Source organism: Paraburkholderia oxyphila NBRC 105797, assembly GCF_000685075.1.
Taxonomy (GTDB): Bacteria; Pseudomonadota; Gammaproteobacteria; order Burkholderiales; family Burkholderiaceae; genus Paraburkholderia; species Paraburkholderia oxyphila.
Genome location: NZ_BAYD01000016.1, coordinates 1 through 23277, shown reverse-complemented (window position 1 = coordinate 23277; position 23277 = coordinate 1). Strand labels below are relative to the sequence as shown.

Below are 23277 nucleotides of genomic sequence, written 5' to 3'. Positions count from 1 at the left end.
GAATCTCCCCTGCCGCCCTGCTTGCCTCAATCCTTATTAATGCCAGCACGGATCGTTGCGCGTGCCGGTCCCCTGTTGTTCTCCCGCTGCGCCTTAACGCTCGCTGACCGATCGCAACGATTCCGCCGTGAAGAAGTCGGACCTGAAGCGCGGATCGCTGGTCTGGCCGTACCAGTGGATGTCCTTGCCCTGACCGATGGACGAACCGTCAAACACGTAGCGCCCGTTGTTCAGGTCATACTGCACGAATGGCTCGTTATCGCAGGCACCGCCCAGCTCCCACACCGGAATGGGGTAGCTCTCGCGCACCTTCCAGAGCTTGCCCTGCGCGTCATAGTCTTCGCCCACGAGCGCGAGCCAGCTGTCCTCGTCCAGATAGAAGACCTTCTTCGAAGCGACGTGACGCGCCGTAGGCTTGAGTGTTGCTTCGACCACCCAGACACGGTGCACCTCGTAGCGGCGATGATCGGGCGAAATACCGTTGGGTGTGGCGACGTCGTGCAGCTTGTCCTTGAAGTCGTACATGCCGAAGTCGTCGTACGGAACAACCATTTCACGTTTGCCGATCAACTTCCAGTCGAAGCGGTCAATCGAGCCGTTGAACATGTTGATTTCGTCCATCAGGTACTGGTTCTCGAAGCCGATTTGCGGTGCATCATGCGTATAGGCCGGCATGCGCCTCACCCGACGCTGCCCTGGAAAGTAGTAGTACGTATCAGAGTCCTTGTCAAAAAACTGTCGCTGAACGACTGACTGCCCCGCCAGCGCTGCCGGCGTGTCTGCCGAAAAATAGCCGGCGGCACTGAGTTGCTCCACGTCCTGCGGCGAAATCTTGCCGTCCTTTCCGGTTGGCAAATAGAAAATCTGCGTTCCTCCAATTTCGATCCAGTCGCTGCCTCCTGGATGCGGAGAGACAGTTGTGACGACCGGAGACCATTCAATGCCGATTCCTCGATACCGCATCTCGTAATTCAGGATGGCCTCGGCTCCGTTTTTGGGCTCTGGAAACGCCACGCCGGGGAAGACCGCCGTCTGGATCACCTCGCCGGTCGAGTCCAGCTTCGCCGCAGTCAGATTCGCCTTTGAGTTTTGCTCGGCGAAATCCGGCAACTGACATTCGCGATGCGACGGATAGACATCCATGCGATAGCCTTTAATTTGTTTGATCAGCTGGATTTGCCCCGGAGACAGTTTGTCCGCGTACTTGTCGACATTCGACGCGTTGATCGAATAAAGGGCCTTCTCGTCACGATGCTTCCAGAAATCAGCCCGATTTTTTCCGTATTCCCAACCGGATTGCGGCGCCTGTCTACCTGCGAATGCCGGCACGAGGCCGTCTTTGCTGGCCGAGCCTTCGGCGCCTGCCGGCGTGAGGTTATCCGCCTGCGCAGCACTTCCCGCCACCAGCCAGAACGCAGCCGCAGCGGCCGACAGGGTTGCATTTATCTGCTTTCTCATTCTCGATCTCCTTCCGTTTCCACCTGCATTTGTCTATCACACAAAATTCGCGTGCCCTGGGGCTTTCAGGATCTGATCGTTCGGCGCGAGCCACTTGCCGTCCGCGACACAGGCGTTCAATCGGCCGGCAACGCGGCCCCCTGATTTTTCTTGCCTGTCATTCTTCCGTACAATCTTCGGGTGGCGTCAAAGGCCGATTCGAATACGCCAAACATTTCGTCGTAGCGGTTCCTTAGCTCCGGCCTCGGTTCAAATGCCGTCTCTATAGTCAGGTTCTTCGAAAAGTCCTTCAGGCTGATTTCGCCGATTCGTTCGAATGCAAGCATCGCCGCTCCGATCGAATTCACATATTGCGGGTTCTTCATCTGATGAACCGGAGCATTCATGACATCCGCAAGAATCTGCGTCATCGATGCGGAATTCGCGCCGCCTCCGTAAAAATTGAAATGTGTAAACTGGCGGCCGACGAAGTTTTCCATCGGTTTGCGAACCCAGCGCAGATTGAATGCAAGCCCTTCCAGCACCGCCTTGGCCATATGGCTTCTGGTCGTGTGCGCACTCATGTTGATGAAGCCTCCGCGCATGCTGCCATTGGCGCTCGGCGCGATGGTGCCGCTTATCCACGGAAGAAAGATGAGCCCGCCGGCTCCGGCATCGACATTGCGCTGAGCCGCTTCCAGCGCCGAGTAAGGGTCTACCGGTGGCCCCGCGGCAATCCCCCCGAAGGCATCATTCGGAAATACGATATTGCGGAGAAATTTGTCCAATGCGCCGCCCGCCATGCCGTTCTCGGCGACAGCCAGATACCGGCGCTCGTCCGGCGACGGCATGGTGAAGAGACTGTCGCGAATTGCGGTTTTCTTGGAGTCCGTGTGGGTCACCATCACGCCCGTTGTACCCATGCAAATTCCCGCATGACTGCCTGTAAAAGCCAGTCCCCCCATTGCGCCCGCTGCGGTGTCGTTCAGTCCCACAACGACTTTCGTGTTCGTTGATAATCCCAGCTCGGCGGCGACATCCGGCAATACGTTTCCCAGGACGGTGGATGTCGGAACCAGTTCCGGAAGTTTCTCTTTATCGATATGCGCGTATCGCAGCAAGGTCGGATGGTAATCGGCAGTCGCCAATTTCCGGTTATCGGCCATCAGCGACATGAGCGTGCTGCCCTGGGTCGTACATATCCGGCCGGAAAACATCATTCCCAGGTAATCCATAGGCTCTAGAAATTTATGTGTCTCCTCATAAATCTCCGGGCGCTCGAATCGAAAATAGCGCATATGGTTCAGAGACAAGCCGCTCACCATCGGAGCGAGCCCATTCAATCGCAGCCAGTTCGCCAATTGCCATGGCTTGTCCAGCCCACGCGCACCAACGTGCCTCGAAGCCAGGCTCGCCCTGGATCCGCGAGTGTCGGCCCACATGATCATGTTGGCGAGAGCGTGGCCACTTCGATCGACAGGAACAATAGACGAATACTGGCTGGAGCAGATGACCGCGGCGATCTCTCTGCCATTGACCCCCGCTCCCGCGATAACCGCCCTCACCGATTCCTTGACGGCGTCCCAGATTGCACGAGGCACCTGCTCCGCGCCGCCGTCGCCGACTGTCAGCGTGCTCACGAACGTCCGGCTTGAGCCGTACACCTGCCCGGAGTCACTAATCAGTACGGCCTTCGGGCCGCTGGTTCCCAAATCTATGGAAAGAATATATCTATGCGTTTTCATGCAGGAAGTCTAGAGAAGACAGAAATTTTCCCGGTAGTCAATTGAGGCCATCGATTGGTTGTTTTTGGCCACTGGTTCATGCGAACATTCCAGAATGAATGCTCGAGCAGAATCGATCGCCGACGTCCCGCCGAATATCGTGCGTGGATTGGTTCTCGTCGCCCGCGACCACGGCGTCCCAGTCAGTCGACTGTTTCGTGGACTAGGGTTTTCCCTTCAAGACATGGACAGGCACGAAACCCTTGTTTCATATGACCAATCAAGAATATTCCTGCAGCGCGTGCAAGCCGCCTTACCTGGCGTTCCTGTGGGTCTTGAATCCGGGTTAAAAGAAACAATCCTGTGCCTCGGTCTGGTCGGGCTTGCCATGTATGCATTCAGGACGTACCGGGAGGCAATTGCCTTCGGGACTCGACATCAGCAGAGTGCAGGGACACTGACCTATTTTTCGTTCAAAGAGTCGTCAAGCTTCTTCAAATGCATAGTCACGACTAAATATCCCGACACGGATGAGTTCTTGCGGCACTGGATCGATGAAGCTTTCGCAACGATTATGACTACCTCGCGAAATCTGATCGGAGAGAAGTTCAGATTAAGTCGCGTCGACTTTACCTACCCATGCCCGCCTGAACACGGTATATATGAAGAGGTATTTGGCTGTCCTGTCCGGTTTGGTGCTCAGGAAAATGCAATGATATGCCAGTCCAATATCCTGGATATTCAATTACCGACATGGCACCCGAGCTACAGTTCGTACGTGCTGGGACAGATCGAACCCCTCCTGCAATTGCCGCGCGTCGAAAGCGACCTTCTCGCCGCGACGCGACGCTATTTGCGGGCGAATGTGGAGCGCTCTCCCGGACTCAACGACGTGGCGAACTTCCTGAACGTGAGCGGGCGCACATTGCGCCGTCACCTCGAGGGCGAGGGTGTCAGGTTTTTGAAGTTGCTCGACGAAGTCAGACTGGAACGCGTGCAGGAACTCCGTCGTATTGGATGGGCGTGGAGAAAAATCGCTGAGGCAATCGGTTACGATAACCCCAGCAATTTCTCCAAGGCATACGTGCGCTGGACCGGGCGGTTACCAAGCGATCCGGATGATGGCGGGCGAGAGTGACCCCATGGAGCCGGGCCATGCCAGCTCCATGAGGCGGGCCAGACTTCGGTTCAAGGAAGCTGAATCGACTTCAGTTCGAGATATTCGGCAAGACCAAAGACACCCAGTTCCCGCCCATTCCCCGACTGTTTGAATCCACCGAATGGCGCCAGCGGATTAAATTTGCCTCCGTTGATTTCGACCTGCCCCGTGCGCAGTTTGCTCGCGATCCGCTTCGCTCTTGCCAGATCGCCGCTCCAGACGCCACCGCTGAGTCCATATGGGCTGTCGTTCGCGATGCGAATCGCGTCCTCCTCATTTTCGTAGGGAATCATCGCAAGAACCGGTCCGAAAATTTCCTCCTGGGCGATCCGCATGTCATTGCGTACCTGGCCGAAAACGGTCGGCTTGACGTAGTAGCCCGTCTGCAGGCCGTCTGGCACCCCGCTCCCCCCGACAAGAAGCTCGGCTCCCTCGGAGATACCCATCTCGATGTATTTGCGCACGCGCTCGCGCTGATTCGCGGAAACCAGCGGGCCCATGGTAACGTCCTCGTCGAGCGGCAACCCGAGCCGAACCGCCTCTGCAGTCGCAACGGCGATCTCGGCTGCTCGCTCGTAGCGATCCCTCGACACCAGCAATCGTGTCTGGGCGGCGCACGTCTGTCCGGCATTGATGAAGCAGGCCTGAACCGCGGCGGGGATCGCCGTCTCGAAATCCGCATCGTCCAGGACGATACAGGCAGATTTGCCACCAAGCTCAAGGGCCACCCGCTTGATCGTCTGGGACGCAAGTTCGGACACTCGCCGCCCTGCCGCGGTCGATCCCGTGAAGGAGACCATGTCGACGTCTGGATGGGACGCCAGCGCTTCACCCACCGTCCCGCCAAGGCCGCTCACGAGGTTGAAGACTCCCGGCGGAAATCCGGATGAATCGATGATCTCGGCAAATGCAAATGCATTAAGGGGGGCAATTTCGGAAGGCTTCAGCACAACCGTACAACCCGCCGCAAGGGCAGGCGCGACCTTAGCCACGACCTGATGTAACGGGTAGTTCCACGGCGTAATACAGGCGACGACGCCGACCGGCTCTCTCGTGACCTCCGAATTGCCAATCTGCTCCTTCTCTCCCAGCCGTGCAGCCATCTGCGAGGCAGTTCCCAGCGATGCGACGGGCAAGCCAACCTGCGCAAGCCTTGAAAACTGTATTGGCGTTCCGACCTCGTTAGCAATGAGTTTTGCCAGTTCTCCTGAGCGGCGGCTCAATGCGTAGAGGGCCCGCTGCAAGCATTGGCTTCTTTCGGCTGGCGGCATGGACGACCAGACAGGGAAAGCGGCCTTGGCGGCGGCAACAGCATTCCGGACATCCTCGGCATCGCCGAGGGGGACGACGCCGATGACAGTTTCGGTGGCAGGGTTGATAACCTCCGCAATGCCATCCCCGTTTGGCGAAACCCATTTTCCATTGATAAAGAACTTCTCGTAGTGCTTCACCTGCTGCCTCCTCGATTCTGAAGATATTCAATAAGGGTAAGTTGGAAAGCCTGCGACGCCGGTCTCTTCGCGCCGAGTCTGTTCAGTCTTCTGCCGTCATTCCGCGGCCTTCTGCAGCGGTCTGGGTGTGGCAATAGACGTTGATGCGATACAAGCAATCGCCGAGCAGGCCGTGAGAATCAGACACACTGTTGCCGCTGCGCGAACGTGTTCGCCGTCAATGCTCAACGCGGCAACCAGGGGGCCAAACGCTACGCCAAGAACTTGCGCCGCTGGCAACAACGTCGCGATCTTGCCGGAAGAGTCGGATCTCAACGCCAACCCCATTTCGTAGGGCATGACGAAAGGCCAGAAGAAGCCAAAAATCATGGCAAAAACTGAGAACTCGGTGATCGCCCCTTTCGCTACTGTGATCATGCCGAGCGCCGATACGATGGTCGCGGTCGCGGCCAGCAACACACCGCCGACAGGTGCGAGACGACGTACGAGGGCCGTACCGAGCAGGCCGCCGAGTACTTCAATGCACAGTACCGTGGAGATAAGCGCTTCGGACTGCATATCACTCATCCCTGCAGACTGCCCCAAAGGCTCGAGGTAGGCCCATGCTGCTCCGAGCCCTGCCTGCTGAAAGAACGCGATTGCCAGCGGCAAAACCTTTGCTATATCCCAAACGAAGAATCCCTCCAGCGTTTCCGAAACCGGGCTTAGACGCTTCGGGAGTAGCCCTCCCAGCCCTACCCCAACGAGCACCACCGCGGTCAAAGAAATGAATCCGCCGCGCCAGGAATAAATCGGCATGACGAGGCCCGTCAGGACCGACGCAAACGCAGCCTGAATCAGAACCTGAAATACGCTGAAAATCCCTGAATTTCTCTCTGGGACCTTCGACCTGACGATCACGCATACGGTAGACCAGACAAGAACGCCTTCCGCCAACCCCGTGCAAATGCGGATAAGAAACAGTAGCAGGAGCGACACGTGCAAGGTAGTCAGCAGATTGCAGACGACGACAAGCACCCCCGCCGTCACGACAATTCGCCGAAACTGCTCCAGCGACAATTTCACTGCGAGGCCGGCTCCGAGTCCGAGCGCCACGATCTCCGCCATGACCAGGAGGCCCATGGTGTCGAGCGTGATGCGTTTCTCGTTCACCATGGCTCCGAACAGAATAGGCTGAACGCCGGAGATCAGCAGTGCGATGCCCCCAATGAGAATCGAGGCCGCTATTTGGTGTGACACGATTCTCGTGTCGTTATTCTCAGGCATGGACACTCACCCTCGTGAATGGATGGCGTTGCTAACGGACGAAAGAGGTCTCCACTCTAGCGTGACGTTCTGCGAACAGCACAAGGAAATCCCGGCGATGCCTCCGGACAAACTCACTTACCGTTTATCCCGGCACGCCGTCGGTAAACGCATCGAGGATCATGGTCAGGACGAAGTTGTCGGGAACCACCGATGTATCAGCGTTGCCTCCCCCGCCATAAATCCCGCCCGACTGAGGATTTCGAGAATGAGCTCCTTTCGCGTAGGCAACGGCACCACCGAGATCGGCCGCGAAACGTTCGATGACACCATCCAGCGTTTGAGGCCCGGTCACGCACATGTGGATGGCATCGGGGTTTTGCTGACCATTAAGTCGCCAGCCTTGTTTGATCATAAAGTCGTTGACGTGATAGATATTGAATTCCGGTGAGTTAAAGGAAAAACAGAAAGTCGGATTGCCCATCAACTGCAATTCCGGATGAGCCGACACTACCTTTTGCATCGCCACCGACGTTTCGAAGATCCGCCTCGCCCGCTCAAGATAGCCCTTTTTCCCCAGGTGGCGCAGGGATGCCCACGTTGCCGCGATCAGGCCACCGCTACGGCTTCCCGCCATACCCGGCGAGAAGTACTTGCCGCCGGTCCAATCCGGCACGATGCAGTATTGGTATCTGCGAAACGATGCGTCCCTCCACGCGAGGACCGAGGTTCCCTTGAGGCCGTAGCCGTACTTATGCGTGTCGGCCGATATCGAAGTCACCCCGGGCAGACGGAAATCGAACACGGGTATGTTCGGGAATCCGAGTTGTTGGCCCCAGGGGAGAATCCAGCCACCAAGACACCCGTCGACATGAAGCCAGACGTTCTTCTCGACCGCGATCTGCGACAATTCCGGAATGTTGTCGACCGTCCCGTAAGGATAATTGGTCGCAGATCCAATAATGGCAATCGTGTTTTCGTTGATGCTGTCCCGCACGAAATCAAGATCGACGGTCGTATCTTCGTTCAGCGGTGCAGAAATCACTTCGATGGAAAATAGATGCGCCGCCTTGATGAAAGCCGGATGAGCACTTACCGGCCAGATAATGTTCGGCTTGGTGATTTTTCTCTCGATCCGAGCCTTTTCACGATATCCTAGCATCGCGTTCAGGATGCTCTCTGTCCCCCCGGATCCGAGGACTCCACATGCCGAGTAGTTTGGCGTGCTCTCCTTGACTGCCTCGCCATTCAGCATTTCGAGCGTCATCGAAATGATTTCCGCCTCGAAACGGTTCATGCTCGGGCAGATATCTCGCTGAAGCACGTTCGTATGGCTAAAAAAGCCGAAGCATTCGTTAAGAAACCGATAATGTTCGTGCTCGCCGTTGTACAGCGATCCAGAGACCTTTCCTTCTTCCCAGACCTTGTCCTCATGTTCCGACATGAACCTGAGCTGCTCCAGGATTTCTGACTTTTCCAGTCCGGCCTCCGGGAACCCGGAAATAATGCCGAATTGATCAGCGTACGGATAGAGCTTTTCTTTTAGCGTTTTAGGGTCGATCACAGCCTTACTCCAATCAAGAATTACGTAAAATTTCAAGAGCGGCCCGATGCAGATCCGCGTTTGCGGCTGCCAGGACGCTCCCTCCTTCCATCGGCCGCTCGCCGTTCAAATCCGTTACTACGCCACCCGCAGATTCGACGAGATGGATCAGCGGGACGATATCGTATGGCTCAAGCGCAGCGTCGAAGACGAGATCAATACAGCCAAGGGCAACCATCGCAAAGCTGTAGCAATCGCCTCCCCAACGGACCATTTTGCATTGCCCCGCTAACGCATAGAATTGCCGTGTTAAATTCGCGCGTTCGACGAGTATCGGATCCAGACTGTAGACAATCGCCTCGGACAGAGATCTGCACTGCGACGTGTATATCCTGTTAATTGAATCCTTATGGAAGAGGCGCGCACCGTGCGGATCCGAAACATATGTTTCGCCTGTAAAAGGCTGATACATGATGCTTCCCACGGGTACGCCGTCGAGAACAAGTCCCACGAGAATTCCCCATAACGGCATCCCGGAAATAAATGCCCTCGTCCCGTCGATCGGATCGATGATCCAGTAGCTATTCCCGTCCCCGGAACGCCCATATTCCTCGCCGACCACGGCGAGATCCGGATCGACTTTCATCAACCCTTCTCTCACAAGAAGCTCGATGCCTCGATCCGCCTCCGTGACGGGATCAAATACTCCACGCAAATGCTTGTCGTCGACATTCATCTTCGAGCGGAAATGCGTGAGGGCGATTTGACCCGAAGCATGAACGATACGCACGGCGTGAGCGATCAACGAAGCTGCGTCATACTTCATATTTTCTACGCTCCTGATATTTCACAAGACGTGGTCAAGGCAGCCGCTCCGGTCAACCCGCTCCGCAAATACGGCGCCTCCGGCCGCTCATTCCCGTCTCAAAAGCATGTCCGGCATGGCCTTGTCCACTTAGTTAAGTCTAGTGACGCCAGAAAACTGTCTGTTGGTGAATTTCGGCCACTTATTGGTTTATTTTGGCCGCTTGTCCGCGACCTAGTCCCGCTATGGCAACCCATTGGCCTTCGGTCACCGGCTTAAGGGTGGATCACCGTCATCCTGTACGGGTCACTTTTCTGCGGCGTTTGGAGTGACTCAGATGCCGACAGATAGTCTCAACGCATGGTGGCGAGCTCAGCATCTTGATACGCGACGGTGGGCACAGTGGGTGTCCTGGCCTTATCGAGCCGATGCCCGAGATCAACCCAGCCCGCAGATTCCAGATGCGCGAGAACACTACAGTCGAGGCCTTGCATGTCATCGGCGAGATACCGAGTCCGGTGATGCGGTGCGAGTGCCGTCCAATCTTCTGACTCAGGGTCATGGGGCGAAGCTGAATTTAAATTGCCTGTGATCAGCTTCAGCTTTTCAGCTGCAGCGAGCACGGACAGATATGCCGCTTCGCGACGGCGCATAACAGGGCCGTTCGGGCACAGGTGCGCGCTGACGAACGTGACGGGTGCGTCCACACCCGGGAACGCGACCCGTAGCGTCGCCAGCGCATGGTGAAAATGCGAACCGTCCGCCTCGAATACAACCGGACGCAGCAGCGTACGGATGCAAATAGCGACGTGCTGCCGTCAACGTCGTAACGCTTCGCTTCCTGCATCAGGAATATGTCGGGGCAGACTCATTGATGACGTCGACTTGAGCGCTGGCGCGGAGCTCGCTCGCGCCATCACGACCAGCGAAGAGAGTGTTCCGCGTTAGAACCGTGAGACGCATGCGGTGTTCTCCGGTAACGATCAGCGGTTTTCGTCGTGCGCCTCGAAGACGCGCTGGGGGCCTCAAGCAATGCCTCGCATTCGTCCAGTCGCTGTTGCGCCTCCGCCGCGCGCGTCCCGCCGTAGAAGTCGAGCTTACGGATCTTTTCCAGCTTCCAGCCGAGTCTGGAGCATTTTCAGATCTACGTCGTTTTCTTCAAGTTCGGCGTATGTAAAGTGCTGTGCCGACGTTTCTTTCGCGATTTCGGCTTCGAAGTCGGCGCACTTGTCAATCAACTCAACGTCTTCCTCATCGCGATCGGCCTTGAAGCGCACGACGACCTTGTCTTCCTGCGTCTTGTCGAGCGCGACGGTTTCCAGCAACACCGAATCGCCGGACATTTCGTTGATCTCGTTCTCGATGATCTTAAGATTCCAAATGGAGAAGGTATGGTGATAGGGGCAGCTTAGAGCGCGTCCGAGGTTGCACACGGTCGCCGTCGGTGATAGGTCAGGAAGAGGCTCCAGCACGTGCCGGCATCAATCGCGGCGAAATTTTGCTTGGTCAGGGACGGCAACTGCTGGGTCCCACTGCGCTACTTACGAAATTGAAAGGCGAATGCGTCACGGAACGTCGGATATAGCGTGCTGTGAGCTGTCATTCCAGCCGACGAACCGACTGGCACTTCGGGGTTGGGCTGATGCCATTCCAGCTTGGACTGTTTCGACGATATCAATCAGTGCCATGACTTTTGCAGTAACTCGTCACGGACGATCGAATTCGCGAATGACACGCAGGCTCAACATTACGTTTCGTACTACATAGATTTAACGTATTAGTATTTATCGTGGCACGTCCGTCGTCTCACCAGTATTTCCAGTATGGGACGGATCTGCGTGAGTTCTTCCAGATGCAACAGTTGCCTTGCGCCGCCACCGCGTGTTCCGCCCCGCTAGACGACTTACGCGTGAAGTACGCATGATCACCAAATTTCTATCTGGAAGACCATGCAAGGAGCCGCGCCCCGGCAATCCCTAATACGACGGCAAGGCATCGATCCAGACCGCGGCGAGCTCGCACATACACCCGGCGAACAGGGTCCATCGAAAACAGGACGGCATAACCACCGAACACCAGGCCTCCAATGAGCGCACACCCAGGAATAACGTCACCGGGTGCGGATCCCGAACCACCCGATGAAAGCGCGACGATGGAGACCCACACGAGTATGGCCCTGGGATTGACCTGCGCACGGTCGAGCCCGCGTTCGATGCCTTGAAGCGCGGCACGAGCCTGCTACTGAAGATCGGCATGCTGTCTTATATCTCCACGCGCTTGCTGCCAGGTGTGATCGAGTATCTCGCGAGGCATGCGCCCACGCAGCAGATCAACTAGTCGGAAAACATGCTCGACGATCTGCTGCCGCTGATGCAGCGCCGTGAACTGGAGATGGTGGTTTGCCGGCTCGAACCGGCCGAGCTTACCTCTGGCTTTACCGTCACCCAGCTACACAGCGTCGAGATTCTGGTCGTCGCGCCCAAGGATCATCCGCTTGCACCGGCATAGTCGTGTCACCTGGCGCGACACTGCCGCCTGGCCGTGGATCATGCCGTCGATGGGCTCTCCCATGCGAACCGCACTTGAAGTCGAGTTCGCGACTGCGGGCGTTGCCGCGCCGCACGTGTTGATGGAACTGACATCGCATCTGACCTACTGCGCCGCGGCACGGCGCGTGCCGTGCCTATTCGTCTCCACTCGCTTGAGGTGTGGTGAAACCGATTTGAATGGCGAACTGCAGCAACTGCCGTTGAAGGTATCGACGGCGGTGCAGCGTGTCGGTGCGTTGACGGCTGAGCCGTAAAGCACGGCGGTGTCGGCGATGCTAGCGGCGCTGCAGGCAGCCAGCCGGGAGTCGGTGCCGGCACAGGCGAAATGACAGGCTTGCGAGCCGCTTTCGCGGCGTTATCAAGACATCAGAACATCTGCCGGATGCCGGCCATCACACCAAGCTGCGACATGCCCGCCCCCGGTGACGCGCCCGCGCCGCCCTGGCTTAGCGTGTAGGCCGCATGTGTGCTGTTGGCGAGGTATCCGCCCTGCAAATAGACCGCCGAGCGCTTTGAAAGGAGGTAAGTGCTGCGCAGCGTGACGAGTGTGCCGCGCGCGTTCTGGTCGCCGTTGATCATGCGATAGACGCCGCCGTCGATCAGCCATGCCGGCGTCGCGTACCACGATCCAGTCATGTAGTAGAGGTTCGATTGCACGTTTGGCAAGGCGCTCGAGACCGTGTCGACTCGACGCCCCAGCCAGCCACCGCCCACCTTCACCGACCCGAGCTGGACATACCCGTTCAGCTGGATGCGCGAGTCGGTATCGCCCGAGTCCGTAAGCGGTAGTGGTGTCACTCCGTCGAAGAAGTTTGCAGCTGCGTTGGGGCCACCGCGTTGCTGGTCGTACGCCGCCGCGACGCCGAAGCCCGCGGGTGCGTCGTAGCGCAGCATCGCCGACCACTGACGGCATGCCCGCGAGTTTCCCGGTATTTGCCCTGCACAGGTGCCCTGTCCGGGCGAGTTACCGGTGCCGGCGGCGTCGCGGCCAAACGACCAGGTCGCACCCGCCGTTACGCCGTGCCACTTGCCCTTCCATGCGACGGTATTGTCGCTGCGTGCGTTGGGCACGTAGTTGTCGAATGTGCCCGTGCCGCCGTAAATATCCGGTCCGAGCAGATCCGAATCCTGGAGCGCCCAGAACGTCATCGTGTACTGACGCCCAAAACTCAGCATTCCGAATGGCCCCGCGAGGCCGACCCACGCCTGGCGCCCAAAAAGACGTCCGCCCTGCCCGCTGTCGCCGCCGCGCACGCTAAAGCCGCTTTCGAGGACAAATAGCGTGGACAAGCCGCCGCCGAGCGGTTCGGTGCCGCGCAGTCCCCAGCGCGATGGCATCTCGCCAGTAATACCGGGCATGCGGACGAGACTGTCGCCCTCGTGGTTTGCGTGCGTCACAAATTCGATGCCGGTGTCCAGGATACCGTAGAGCGTCACGCTGCCCTGGGCATAGGACCGCACTGCTCGCGGCCATGCCGAATGACGCCGCGAAGGTCGCGGCGATGATCTTTTTCATTAAACGATCTCCAGACGTATCGACGTCGCTCGTGCGTTCGTCGTTTTATTTTTGTCACTTCGTGCGGCGCGCGCGCCGCGTTCATTCCCCGCTCAACAGCAATTCGTCTTGCGGCGCCAGGGGCGCCTGCGTGCGCCAGCGTCCGAGTGCCGTCATCGCGATGCCCGCAGCGACCGCAGGCACGCCGACGATCACGAAGACCGACGGCAACGTCAGCCCCATCGAGAGCATCGCGCCGCCCGCGACCGAGCCGACCACCGAGCCAAGCCGGCCGACTCCGTTGGCCCAGCTCACGCCCGTGGCGCGGCAATCGGTCGGATAGAACGCCGCGGTGAGCGCATTGGCGCCGACCTGCGAGCCAGATATGCAAAAACCGGCGAGAAATACAGCGAGCGCTGCGAGCCGGGGCGTGGCTGCGAGTGAGCCAATGGCGGCCGTGAACACGCCGGCCGCCGCGTAGCTCGCACCGAGCACATAGCAGGGGTTGAGCCGGTCCATGAGCCAGCCAAGCACGATCGCGCCAAGCGTGCCGCCAACCTGGAACATCGCCGTGACCAGCGACGCCGTGCGCAGTGAGGCCCCGGTCGTTCGCAGCAGCATTGGCAGCCAGCTCGACAGCAGGTAGATCACGAGCAGGCTCATGAAGAAGGCCAGCCACATAAACAACGTACCTCGCAGCAGTTCGGGACGGAACAGTTGACCCACCGGCGAACCGGCCGCTTTCGCAACAGACGTAGTGAACGTCGCGTCTGCGAGGTCGGCATCGGGGGCGATGCGCGCGAGCGTTCGTTCGATGCGCTCGCGATGTTCGCCGCGGCTTGCGAGATAGCGCACCGATTCTGGCAACCGCCAAGCGAGGAGCGGCACAAGTGCGATCGGTACAATGCCGCCCACGAACAGCACCGAGCGCCAGCCGTAATGCTCGATGAGCGCCGCTGCTGCGAATCCACCGAGCGCGGAGCCGATAGTGAAGCCGCAGAACATCGTCGTGACGAGAAACGAGCGGCGCGCCGACGGGCAGTACTCCGAGGTGAGCGTGATCGCGTTCGGCATCGCGCCGCCAAGGCCGAGACCGGTCAGAAAGCGCAGCGCGATCAGCACGCCGATCGACGGCGCGAACGCCGACATCACACTCGCCAACCCGAATGCGCACACGCAAACGAGCAATAGACGCTTGCGTCCCACCCGATCGCCAAATGGGCCGAAAACGAGCGCACCTACCATCAGCCCTGCCAGCCCCGCGCCGAACAATGGCGCGAGCTGCGTGGGCTGCAGTTGCCACTGCAAGTGCAGCACGGGTGCGATGAAACCGATCGCGGCGGTATCGAAGCCATCAATTGCAACGATCATGAAGCATAGCGTGACGATCAGCATCTGAAACCGCGAGACGCGATGCCGATCAATGAAGGCCGTCACGTCGACGGTACGTGAGATTGCCATGGGTGTCGCCTCAGATTACGGTTGCGCGTCATGCGCACCGCTTCAAGCATTGCGCTGCGAGCTAGCTGTGGTGGTACGTCGAGGCCATGCGGCGCCCATTGGCGAGTCCTCCGGTACGCTCGCCCTGACGGCAGGGCACACTTCGTTGTGGCGATCACGCCCCGTGCGCGCACATTTCCCTGCCCGGGTGGTGCGGCTTGCAGGCGCGCCGCGTCGGGGATATTCGGGAATCGGAGGCGTGGTCTGGGTGTGCGCTTCGCGCAGCCGGTTCAACGCGGCGCCGAGAGGTCCTGGAACGCGCGCCGGTTTAACTTACGGGACAGTGTTCGGCGTCGCACATGCGCGCCGCAACATGCCAACGACGAGGACGATGAGTCGGGGACGGCGCCAGTCCGGCCGGAGCGCCGGCGCGCGATACGTCCGCGGGCGCCAACTGGCGCTTGCGCAGCGAAGTTGCTGACATCGTTGTCTCCTGTCTTTTTCAGCCTTGGGCGTCGCGCCCTGGCTTTATGCGTCGATGTGACGGAGCCAATTAAACGCCATGGAGGTATGCCACGTAAAATGACAAATTCATATCTCCCATATGTTTTTTCATATATCTGGATCTGGAAGACATTTCGCGCCAACGTGCCGATAAGCGCACCAAAAGCGACCTCGGAAGGTCCTGATGGCCCACCGCGAATGGTGGAAGCTCGCACATTGTCACCGTGATCCGTTCTATTGCTGCTGCCATCGAAGCTCCCGAAGCTGGACCTCCAGCGGGCTGGCAAGCTTGTGATGAACCAAAGTCGGACATTTCCATGTAGCCCGGACATCACCGTGTAGCTACCACAACATGTGGTGTGGCCCCGTTTCTAAATGTTAAATCGGTGGTGCTCACAGACAGCCGGATCCGGACAGGCCTGCTGGTGAATCGACTGGAACTCCTTCGCATCGGGTCGTCCAGCGTGGACATCGAGGCGCCCACGTGGCGCGACCAATGTCGCGTCATCGAAGCGCCCAGTGAACCCCGGTGCTTCGGTCAACGTTGCTCGCACGGCACCAGTTCGCTCCGCAATCGGGGCAGACGAAATACTGGATTCGCGCGCCGCCGAGATCGATCGGCGTTCCGGTCTCGTGCAGGACGTGCGTCACGTCGAAATCCGGGTTGGCCTGCAGCAGTTTGCAGGGCGAACAGAGACGCGGTGGATCGATCTCCATGCCGATTTTCCTCCTGTGGCAACGAATCTTCCGCATACACTGGACGCCACCGTTGCAGCGAACGCTCGTTCCCCGTATGCAGCAAGGCCTCGACGATCGCGCGTCCGCAGCCTGCTGTCGACGAGTCAACGCCATCGTCTCCCCTCAGTCGGGGCCGACCGGTCCTACCCAACAGGGCGATCAACGTGCGCGATCCAGTTCCCGCCATCGCCCGGAACTGCGGTGCCCCGGTATTCCTGCGCAACCGGGTAGCGGGTTCTGCCGTGCATGGTCTCGCTCCTGTGCCCGGCCGGCCATGGCTGGCCGGGCACGTCCAGACTGCGTCATCGGTGGCGGAAAAAGTCGCGGGAATCAAAACATGCATTAAAAATACCACAAATCAATAACAGTTCCCCGTGTATGGAAGACAGGAACAACGCGGGGGTATCAAATGCAGGCGGCCCGTGCCCGTCGTCCGCCCGAACGGCGGCGACAATTCGACGGTGAATGGTCACCCGCATCGTTCGAGAACCGCACTCCATCTCCAGACTATCGCTATCCAGCGGCGATGACCCCAGCGTCTTCGCAGGTGTAGCCCAGTGCGTCAGCGACTTCAGGACAGGTGACCGTGCCGAACGCCACATTCAGGCCGCGACGCAGATACTGGTCGTCAGTGAGCGCCTTGCGCCAGCCTTTATCCGCGATCTGCAGGACGAAGGGCAGAGTCGCGTTGTTCAGCGCAAAGGTGGACGTGCGCGGTACACCGCCCGGCATGTTCGCAACGCAGTAATGCACGATTTCGCCGACCTTGTACGTCGGCTCCGCGTGCGTCGTGGCGAGCGCTGTTTCACAACACCCGCCCTGGTCGATCGCGACATCGACGATGGCCGAGCCCGGACGCATCGCCTCGACCATCTTGCGCGTGACGAGCTTGGGCGCGGCCGCGCCGGGCACCAGCACGCCGCCGATCACGAGATCGGCATCGAGCACGTGCTGCTCGATGTTGTCCTGATTCGAATACACGGTGATCACACGCGCGCCCAGCAAGCGGTCCATGCGCCGCAATACATCTACATTGCGGTCGATGACGACGACCTGCGCGCCCGTGCCGACGGCGATCTGCGCGGCGTTCGAACCAACCACACCGCCGCCGAGAATCACGATTCTCGCGGACGGCACGCCCGCCACGCCGCCGAGCAGTACGCCCTTGCCGCCATGAGCGCGCTCCAGGCAAAACGCGCCCGCCTGAATTGACATGCGGCCTGCGACTTCGGACATCGGCGCGAGCAGCGGCAGTCCGCCGCCGGGCTGCGTGACGGTCTCATAGGCGATGCAGACCGCGTTGCTCTTGATGAGATCGGCGCATTGCTGTGGATCGGGTGCGAGGTGCAGGTAAGTAAAGAGAATCTGACCGTCGCGCAGCATGGCGCGCTCGGCAGCTTGCGGTTCCTTCACCTTGACGATCATGTCGGCGGCAGCAAAGACCGCCCCGGCACTCGACAGCACTTCCGCGCCAGCTGCTTTATACGCATCGTCGGATGCGCCGATGCCACCGCCCGCGCCCGTCTCGACGCTCACCTTGTGCCCGTGCGCAACGATTTCCCGTACAGACGACGGCGTGAGACCGACGCGATACTCGTGGTTCTTGATCTCCTTCGGAACGCCAATGTGCATATAGCCTCCTGGATGAACAGCATGCCCGCTGCGAAATTATTTGGTTTATGCAATTCGTTAGACGCTCACCAGAATCGGCGAGCGCTGGCGAGGGAAGCTTCGTCGACGCAAACAAATGCCTGCACGCTCGCAGCAAGCCATCGGCTCCCGTTCGACCCGATTTCGCCGGGGCGCCAGACCGCCGGCGTGTGATTGCCGAGGCAGCAGGTTGTGACGGATAGCATCGAAACGGGTGTGTGGGGTAATCGAGGTCGGCATGCGTGATCACGCCGCTATATCCGGCTTCAACCAGTAATTTCAATAATGCTATCGATGGTCCGAGAGTGGTTGTTAATGTAATTCGATCCCGTTTTGGTTGAAACGCCTGAAAAAAGAGACCCTTGATCAGTTGCGACGATCCGACCTCATACCGATGGTCGTGTCTCGCGGCCAGCTTGAGGAGAACTTTGTCGCGTGTGAAGCTGTGTCAGTCCAGACACGGGCCCGTGGAGTCCGGAGGCAGCCAGCGCGCAATGCGAAGGCCGCACGTTACGGCAGCTCGGCCGCGTAGTGTGGCGAAAAGAAACTGGAGAACCAGGCAATGACGTCGGCAGGATTGTCCTTGCGAGATGCGAGAGTTCATCCGCGAAGTCTTCGAACCCCGCCGTCGCTTTGGCCGCTGCCTTCGCATGGCGCGCCGCATGCATCAACGGTGTTGCGCGCCGGTACTCTTCCGCTATACCTTGAGCCCGTCCAGGTAGTCACAAGGAGAAACTCCATGTTCAAGTCCAAGCTACGCCGAGCGCTGGCCAAGGAGCGGCGAACGACGATGGATAGCAGGCGCCTGGATCGAGCGGCTACTGCGCAGCGCCAGCCTGATCAGCCGGAGAGCGAGCCGAAATCGGATGTACCGCGCTTTGGTGAGCTCCCGTCACGTCACTGAACGCCGACGCTTTCGCGAACCCGGATTCCTTTGGTGACGCAATCCTTGCCGAAATCGCGCGGCGCGAGATTGAGGGCAAGCGCGGGCCAGACGGCTGGGCGGCGACGAGTTTCTCGTGATCGTCGAAGATGATTGGGCGCGCAAAGCCGCAACACAGATTGTCACCAGCGTCACGCCGCCGCCGGAGGCGCCCTTCAACGCCCACGGCAGCGAATACTACGTACACGCAAGTCATCGATGCCTGATGACCTTGCCGCGTTATGCGTATGCAAGGCACAGATGCAAGGAAAGTCGATGCACACGTTTAGATATCCGAATTATCTCAAAAAATTGATCATCCTTATTATGTTAAATACAGTGCCATAATCTACTAAGGAAAGCGAAAGGCTTCCTGGCGGGATAGGCTTGATCCTGATCCATCGTATGCCACCGCCACAGAGGCGGTCTATCGCTTTGCATCGGTTGTCTCCTCGGCCGCGTCTGGCGAATGCGGGCATGCGGGCATGCGGTCGTCAGTCGTTCGCTGCCCAAATGTGAACGACTGACGTCGACGGCGAGAGTGTCAATCCGCGAGCTACGGCTCGCATGCCCTCTCATCAATTCACGATTCGAGCGATCCGGCTGTAGCCAGCACGTCGAGGTCGTTTCCCCGCAATCGGCTAGACCGCCAGCGGCGACGTCTCCCATCTGGACTGCAATAGACTTCAGGAAAAATTGCTCATGCAACGTGGTAGATCCAGCCGAACGGGTCAGCAATTTTGCCGCGCTGAATACCGGTGAGCGTAGCGCGAATTCGTTGCGTAACAGGCCCTTCGCCGCCATCTCCGATCTTAAATTCGCCTGCAGCGTGACGAACCGCTCCGATCGCCGTCACGACTGCTGCCGTACCGCAGGCAAAGGCTTCCCTGACACGACCACCGATGGCATCGGCTTGTCACGTTTCAAATGCATAGGGTTCTTCGAAAACCGCGATGCCTTCCCGTTTGGCCAGCTCAATAATGGAAGCAGGCGTAATACCAGGCAGGATGGTGCCCGATAGCGGCGGCGTACGCAGAGAACCATCGTCCATCACGAAGAACACGTTCATGCCACCCAGTTCTTCGATCCATTTGTGTTCCACCGCATCGAGGAACACGACCTGATCACATCCGTTGGCCGACGCCTCTGTCTGGGCACTCAGGCCCGCCGCGTAGTTTCCACCGCACTTCGCTGCACCCGTACCACCCAATGCAGCGCGCGTGTATTGGTCGGTCACCCAAACAGTGACTGCCGTCTTGCCCGCTTTGAAATACGGCCCCACGGGCGAGGCGATCACGCAGAACAGGTATTCGCTCGAGGCGCGCACACCGAGAAAAGTCTCCGTTGCAAACATAAAAGGCCGGAGATACAAGCTGCCGTCACCACAGGAACCCAGTCCCTGTCGATCTTCACAAGCGATTCCACCGCCCCGACAAAGATTGCTTCGGGAAGTTCGGCCATGGCCATTCGCTCTGCCGAGGCGCGAAACCGCCTGGCATTCTCGAAGGGCCTGAAGAGTGAGACTGAGTTGTCTTCGCCGCGATAGGCTTTCATGCCTTCAAAGATTTCCTGCGCATAGTGCAGGACGGCGCAGGCAGGGTCGATCTGAAACGGCCGGCGTGGCTCGATTTTCGCGTCGTGCCAGCCGAGCGCACTAGTCCACCGGACAGTTGCCATGTGGTCGGTGAACACACGACCGAACACCGGGTTGGCAATGCTCGCGGCGATTTGATCGTGTGGCGTAGGTGTCGCGATGGGCGAAAGAGCAAACTGCATAGCTGCTTCAGTATTCGTGATTTTTACGGGCAATGACGAGAAGGATTCGCGTGGGCTCGCAGAGTGAGAATGCGACACTATAAGTGTCCCTGTGGGCCAGCGGATCGCACGTTCAAAATTGGCGCACAGAGAAGCATGCGTCAATCTTCAACGGGAATGACTTCGGTTTTATCTGGACGGCACCCTTCCACGCAGCAATGCACGGAAATGACGCCTGTCCGTTTTCGCGGCAAATGGGGCGCAACGTACCTGCTGCTCGACAATCCGCGCCCCTGAAGGTCTCACCGCCAGCTGCTAGAACTGCGAGCTGCTGGAACGCACACTCGCGCCCTCGCCTTGCCGCGCCAGGGCGACCAGCTCGTTATCGGAAACGGTGGCCTCCTGATCAGCGAGCGCCTTGAAGCGCGTGAACGCTGCATTCAGTTCCGCATCGCCGTCTATCGTGACTCCCAACTCGTGCAGGCGTTGCCTGAAGGCGGTTCGACCGGAAAGCTTTCCAAGCACGATCCTGTTCGCACTCCAGCCTACGTCTTCCGCACGCATGATTTCGTAGGTGTCGCGCGCTTTGAGCACACCGTCCTGGTGGATGCCTGAAGCATGCGCAAATGCATTAGCGCCAACCACTGCCTTGTTAGGCTGCACCGCGAAGCCGGTAATCTCCGAGACCAACTGTGAGGTCGCGACAATCTGGGTCGTATCGACACGCACGTCGAGGCCGAAATGATCTCGCCGGGTCTTGAGCGCCATGACGACTTCCTCGAGTGCCGTATTTCCTGCCCGCTCGCCAAGGCCGTTAATCGCACACTCGATCTGCCTTGCGCCGCCTGATTTGACCGCGGCTAGAGAGTTCGCCACCGCAAGACCAAGATCATCGTGACAGTGCACCGAAAACACCGCCCGGTGTGAATTTGGAACGCGCTCGCGCAGCTCGCGGATTAGCGCAGCATAGCCTTCCGGAACGGCATAGCCGACCGTATCCGGTACATTAATCGTGGTCGCGCCTTCGTCGATTACGCCTTCCAGCACACGGCAGAGGAAGTCCATGTCGGAGCGGCTAGCGTCTTCCGGAGAGAACTCGACGTCATCGGTGAATTTACGCGCCTGACGCACTGCACGCCGTGCTTGCTCGTACACCTGGTCGGCCGACATGCGGAGTTTTTTCTCCATATGAAGCGCCGATGTGGCGATAAAGGTATGAATGCGAGAACGACTTGCTGGCCGCAGAGCTTCGGCCGCACGCGAAATGTCGCGCTCGTTCGCGCGGGCGAGAGAACAGATGACGCTGTCTTTCACCTCGCTTGCGATCGCACGCACTGCGTGGAAATCGCCCTCCGAACTTGCCGCGAAACCTGCTTCGATTACGTCGACCCGCAGACGCTCTAGCTGCCTGGCGATGCGAAGTTTTTCTTCTTTTGTCATCGACGCACCCGGCGACTGCTCTCCGTCTCGCAAGGTGGTATCGAAAATGATGAGTTTTTCAGTCACGCCAGTCTCCTGTGGGGATCGGCCACTGCGTTGATCAGGGAAAGGGAAGTAGCCCTTCCTGCCTGCCGGGACGCTGGATCACAGCGCCCGACCGTTCGCGATTATAGCCAACGATACTTCAAATGAACCCAGGATCAACCCGCGACTTCGCAAGCCCACTTGGGGGCGAATGCACATCGCAACGCATCAGGTCCGGAAGCACCCGCCAGCCGCTGTCTACCGCTGCCGTATGGACCAGGCACGCGAGCTCTCTTCCCTGTACCGATCAGTTGGCCGCGCGCAGTTTGTTGTGTAGCGTTTTCACACCGCTGACCGCCGCCGCGGCCGAAGCAGCAGTTTGAATGGTTGTGTCGCAATAAGGAAAAATGGGCGAGCAGACGTTCGGATTAAACAGGAATGCTTATGTTATGAGAGAATAGAATTGTTCGAAAGCAGTCGCAGTGGCGCCATCATCACTCATCTGCCCTTTGCGGATCATGTGCATGATTTCGATTCCGCACAGGATGATGCGCGCGCACCGGAAATCCTTGAACCCCATCATTGGTTTGATGATGCGCTTGACGGCGCGGTGGTCCTGCTCGACGATATTGTTCAGGTATTTGACCTGCCGCACGTTGATCGACGTTGACCGGTCAGCATTGAGCGCTTCCAGCGCGGCCAGATTGGCGCCGCTCTTGTCCACGGTGATCGTTTCCGGCTCACGTTTCGGTCTATGGCCTTCTCGAAATAGCGGCGCGCAGCAGCTGTCACGATGGGCGCGCAGCAGGAAATCGACCGTGCTGCCTGCCTTGTCGACGGCACGGTACAGGTATTTCCACTGTCTCTTGACCTTCACGTAGGTTTCGTCGACGCGCCAGATTTTGCCTACCGGCCGTTTGCGGCAACGAAATGCCTTTTCCAGCAGCGGTACAAGCTTGATGACCCAGCGGTGCACGCTCGAATGGTCCACCTCGATACCGCGCTCGGCCATCATTTCTTCAAGATTACGCAGGCTCAACGAATACGCCACATACCAGCGTACACACAGCAGGATCACGTGCAATGGATAGTGCAGCCGCTTCAATACCTTTCCAACGCCATCGGGCAGCGTCCTGCGTGGCGTCTTCGTCTTTGCCATCGTATTCGTCATGCGTTACAGTTACCACATTCTACTCGACTGCCTTAGCGCGACACCCATTAGCAGGCCGAAGTCAAGGTACGAAGTTACCCATCGACGGATTGCAGTGGCGATAGCATTTTCATCGGCACTGCAATCCGTCGAAATTCTTTCTATTGCCTAGCCATGCTGTCTGCAGATCGTAATCGCATCCGTTTTCTCCGAACTGGTTGCGAACCGGATCGCACCAGACACCCA

17 protein-coding genes and 3 pseudogenes are annotated in these 23277 nt (G+C 58.7%); 4 read left to right on the top strand and 16 right to left on the bottom strand.

What is annotated here, in order from left to right; genetic code table 11:
* Positions 1 to 93: 93 nt before the first annotated feature.
* Both BO1_RS13535 and BO1_RS50915 read right to left on the bottom strand, forming a co-directional pair.
* Positions 94 to 1458 carry a DUF1329 domain-containing protein gene (locus tag BO1_RS13535; RefSeq protein ID WP_028218018.1) on the bottom strand — a complete coding sequence of 455 codons (1365 nt, stop codon included), beginning with the start codon at positions 1456 to 1458 and terminating at the stop codon, positions 94 to 96.
* Between the two features lie 116 nt (positions 1459 to 1574).
* Positions 1575 to 3182 (bottom strand): xylulokinase, encoded by a 1608-nt coding sequence (locus tag BO1_RS50915; protein ID WP_084687940.1) that lies wholly within the window; start codon positions 3180 to 3182, stop codon positions 1575 to 1577.
* Between the two features lie 94 nt (positions 3183 to 3276).
* Here BO1_RS50915 and BO1_RS13525 point away from each other — a divergent pair, with 94 nt between their 5' ends.
* Positions 3277 to 4299, top strand: a complete 1023-nt coding sequence (locus tag BO1_RS13525; RefSeq protein ID WP_028218017.1) for an AraC family transcriptional regulator — start codon at positions 3277 to 3279, stop codon at positions 4297 to 4299.
* 50 nt (positions 4300 to 4349) lie between these two features.
* Here the strand turns inward: BO1_RS13525 and BO1_RS13520 are convergent, their stop codons facing one another.
* The 7 genes and pseudogenes from BO1_RS13520 to BO1_RS61095 all read right to left on the bottom strand — a co-directional run.
* Positions 4350 to 5771 carry an aldehyde dehydrogenase family protein gene (locus BO1_RS13520; RefSeq protein WP_028218016.1) on the bottom strand — a complete coding sequence of 474 codons (1422 nt, stop codon included), beginning with the start codon at positions 5769 to 5771 and terminating at the stop codon, positions 4350 to 4352.
* Between the two features lie 96 nt (positions 5772 to 5867).
* A complete protein-coding gene (locus tag BO1_RS50910; protein WP_043284761.1) occupies positions 5868 to 7037 on the bottom strand; it encodes an MFS transporter in 1170 nt (389 codons plus the stop codon).
* A gap of 124 nt (positions 7038 to 7161) precedes the next feature.
* Entirely contained in the window at positions 7162 to 8580 is a 1419-nt protein-coding gene (locus BO1_RS50905; RefSeq protein ID WP_052409449.1) for an aminotransferase class V-fold PLP-dependent enzyme, read from the bottom strand.
* Positions 8581 to 8593: 13 nt separating this feature from the next.
* Positions 8594 to 9385: an inositol monophosphatase family protein gene (locus tag BO1_RS13505; protein WP_043284759.1), complete on the bottom strand. Its 792-nt coding sequence runs from the start codon at positions 9383 to 9385 to the stop codon at positions 8594 to 8596.
* 332 nt (positions 9386 to 9717) lie between these two features.
* Complete coding sequence (locus BO1_RS59060) at positions 9718 to 10071, bottom strand: hypothetical protein (RefSeq protein ID WP_156992235.1); 354 nt, start codon at positions 10069 to 10071, stop codon at positions 9718 to 9720.
* 390 nt (positions 10072 to 10461) lie between these two features.
* Positions 10462 to 10797 carry a Chromate resistance protein ChrB gene (locus tag BO1_RS61100; RefSeq protein WP_322788528.1) on the bottom strand — a complete coding sequence of 112 codons (336 nt, stop codon included), beginning with the start codon at positions 10795 to 10797 and terminating at the stop codon, positions 10462 to 10464.
* A 502-nt stretch (positions 10798 to 11299) separates the two neighbouring features.
* Positions 11300 to 11548, bottom strand: a pseudogene (locus tag BO1_RS61095) (LysE family translocator); the annotation flags it as partial.
* 162 nt (positions 11549 to 11710) lie between these two features.
* Between BO1_RS61095 and BO1_RS59055 the strand changes: the two are divergent.
* Both BO1_RS59055 and BO1_RS56335 read left to right on the top strand, forming a co-directional pair.
* Positions 11711 to 11872: a type 2 periplasmic-binding domain-containing protein gene (locus BO1_RS59055; protein ID WP_156992234.1), complete on the top strand. Its 162-nt coding sequence runs from the start codon at positions 11711 to 11713 to the stop codon at positions 11870 to 11872.
* Entirely contained in the window at positions 11859 to 12167 is a 309-nt protein-coding gene (locus BO1_RS56335) for a type 2 periplasmic-binding domain-containing protein (RefSeq protein WP_167338339.1), read from the top strand. The genes BO1_RS59055 and BO1_RS56335 overlap by 14 nt, the downstream gene beginning before the upstream one ends.
* 112 nt (positions 12168 to 12279) lie before the next feature.
* Here the strand turns inward: BO1_RS56335 and BO1_RS50890 are convergent, their stop codons facing one another.
* The 4 genes from BO1_RS50890 to ald form a co-directional block, all read right to left on the bottom strand.
* On the bottom strand, positions 12280 to 13374 hold the full coding sequence (locus BO1_RS50890) for a porin (RefSeq protein WP_043284756.1): 1095 nt from the start codon (positions 13372 to 13374) through the stop codon (positions 12280 to 12282).
* Positions 13375 to 13510: 136 nt separating this feature from the next.
* The gene (locus BO1_RS13475) at positions 13511 to 14869 is read right to left on the bottom strand and encodes an MFS transporter (protein WP_028218013.1); all 1359 of its coding nucleotides are present in this window, start codon (positions 14867 to 14869) and stop codon (positions 13511 to 13513) included.
* A gap of 987 nt (positions 14870 to 15856) precedes the next feature.
* Positions 15857 to 16069, bottom strand: a complete 213-nt coding sequence (locus BO1_RS13470; RefSeq protein ID WP_028218012.1) for a hypothetical protein — start codon at positions 16067 to 16069, stop codon at positions 15857 to 15859.
* Between the two features lie 534 nt (positions 16070 to 16603).
* Positions 16604 to 17722 (bottom strand): alanine dehydrogenase, encoded by a 1119-nt coding sequence (gene ald / locus BO1_RS13465; RefSeq protein WP_028218011.1) that lies wholly within the window; start codon positions 17720 to 17722, stop codon positions 16604 to 16606.
* A 1037-nt stretch (positions 17723 to 18759) separates the two neighbouring features.
* On the opposite strand from ald, the gene BO1_RS59050 reads away from it, so the two are divergent.
* On the top strand, positions 18760 to 18978 hold the full coding sequence (locus BO1_RS59050; RefSeq protein WP_156992233.1) for a hypothetical protein: 219 nt from the start codon (positions 18760 to 18762) through the stop codon (positions 18976 to 18978).
* Between the two features lie 384 nt (positions 18979 to 19362).
* Here BO1_RS59050 and BO1_RS50885 read toward each other — a convergent pair.
* The 3 genes and pseudogenes from BO1_RS50885 to BO1_RS50875 form a co-directional block, all read right to left on the bottom strand.
* A pseudogene (locus BO1_RS50885) lies at positions 19363 to 20438 on the bottom strand (branched-chain amino acid aminotransferase).
* 336 nt (positions 20439 to 20774) lie between these two features.
* Positions 20775 to 21923, bottom strand: a pseudogene (locus tag BO1_RS50880) (2-isopropylmalate synthase); the annotation flags it as partial.
* A gap of 400 nt (positions 21924 to 22323) precedes the next feature.
* Complete coding sequence (locus BO1_RS50875; protein WP_156992232.1) at positions 22324 to 23040, bottom strand: IS6 family transposase; 717 nt, start codon at positions 23038 to 23040, stop codon at positions 22324 to 22326.
* Between the last annotated feature and the right edge of the window lie 237 nt (positions 23041 to 23277).

Coding starts and splice junctions, on each gene's coding strand:
- BO1_RS13535 (WP_028218018.1), bottom strand. CDS start 1,458: ATGAGAAAGCAGATAAATGCAACCCTGTCGGCCGCTGCGGCTGCGTTC.
- BO1_RS50915 (WP_084687940.1), bottom strand. CDS start 3,182: ATGAAAACGCATAGATATATTCTTTCCATAGATTTGGGAACCAGCGGC.
- BO1_RS13525 (WP_028218017.1), top strand. CDS start 3,277: ATGAATGCTCGAGCAGAATCGATCGCCGACGTCCCGCCGAATATCGTG.
- BO1_RS50910 (WP_043284761.1), bottom strand. CDS start 7,037: ATGCCTGAGAATAACGACACGAGAATCGTGTCACACCAAATAGCGGCC.
- BO1_RS13505 (WP_043284759.1), bottom strand. CDS start 9,385: ATGAAGTATGACGCAGCTTCGTTGATCGCTCACGCCGTGCGTATCGTT.
- BO1_RS59055 (WP_156992234.1), top strand. CDS start 11,711: ATGCTCGACGATCTGCTGCCGCTGATGCAGCGCCGTGAACTGGAGATG.
- BO1_RS13475 (WP_028218013.1), bottom strand. CDS start 14,869: ATGGCAATCTCACGTACCGTCGACGTGACGGCCTTCATTGATCGGCAT.
- BO1_RS13470 (WP_028218012.1), bottom strand. CDS start 16,069: ATGGAGATCGATCCACCGCGTCTCTGTTCGCCCTGCAAACTGCTGCAG.
- ald (WP_028218011.1), bottom strand. CDS start 17,722: ATGCACATTGGCGTTCCGAAGGAGATCAAGAACCACGAGTATCGCGTC.
- BO1_RS50875 (WP_156992232.1), bottom strand. CDS start 23,040: ATGGCAAAGACGAAGACGCCACGCAGGACGCTGCCCGATGGCGTTGGA.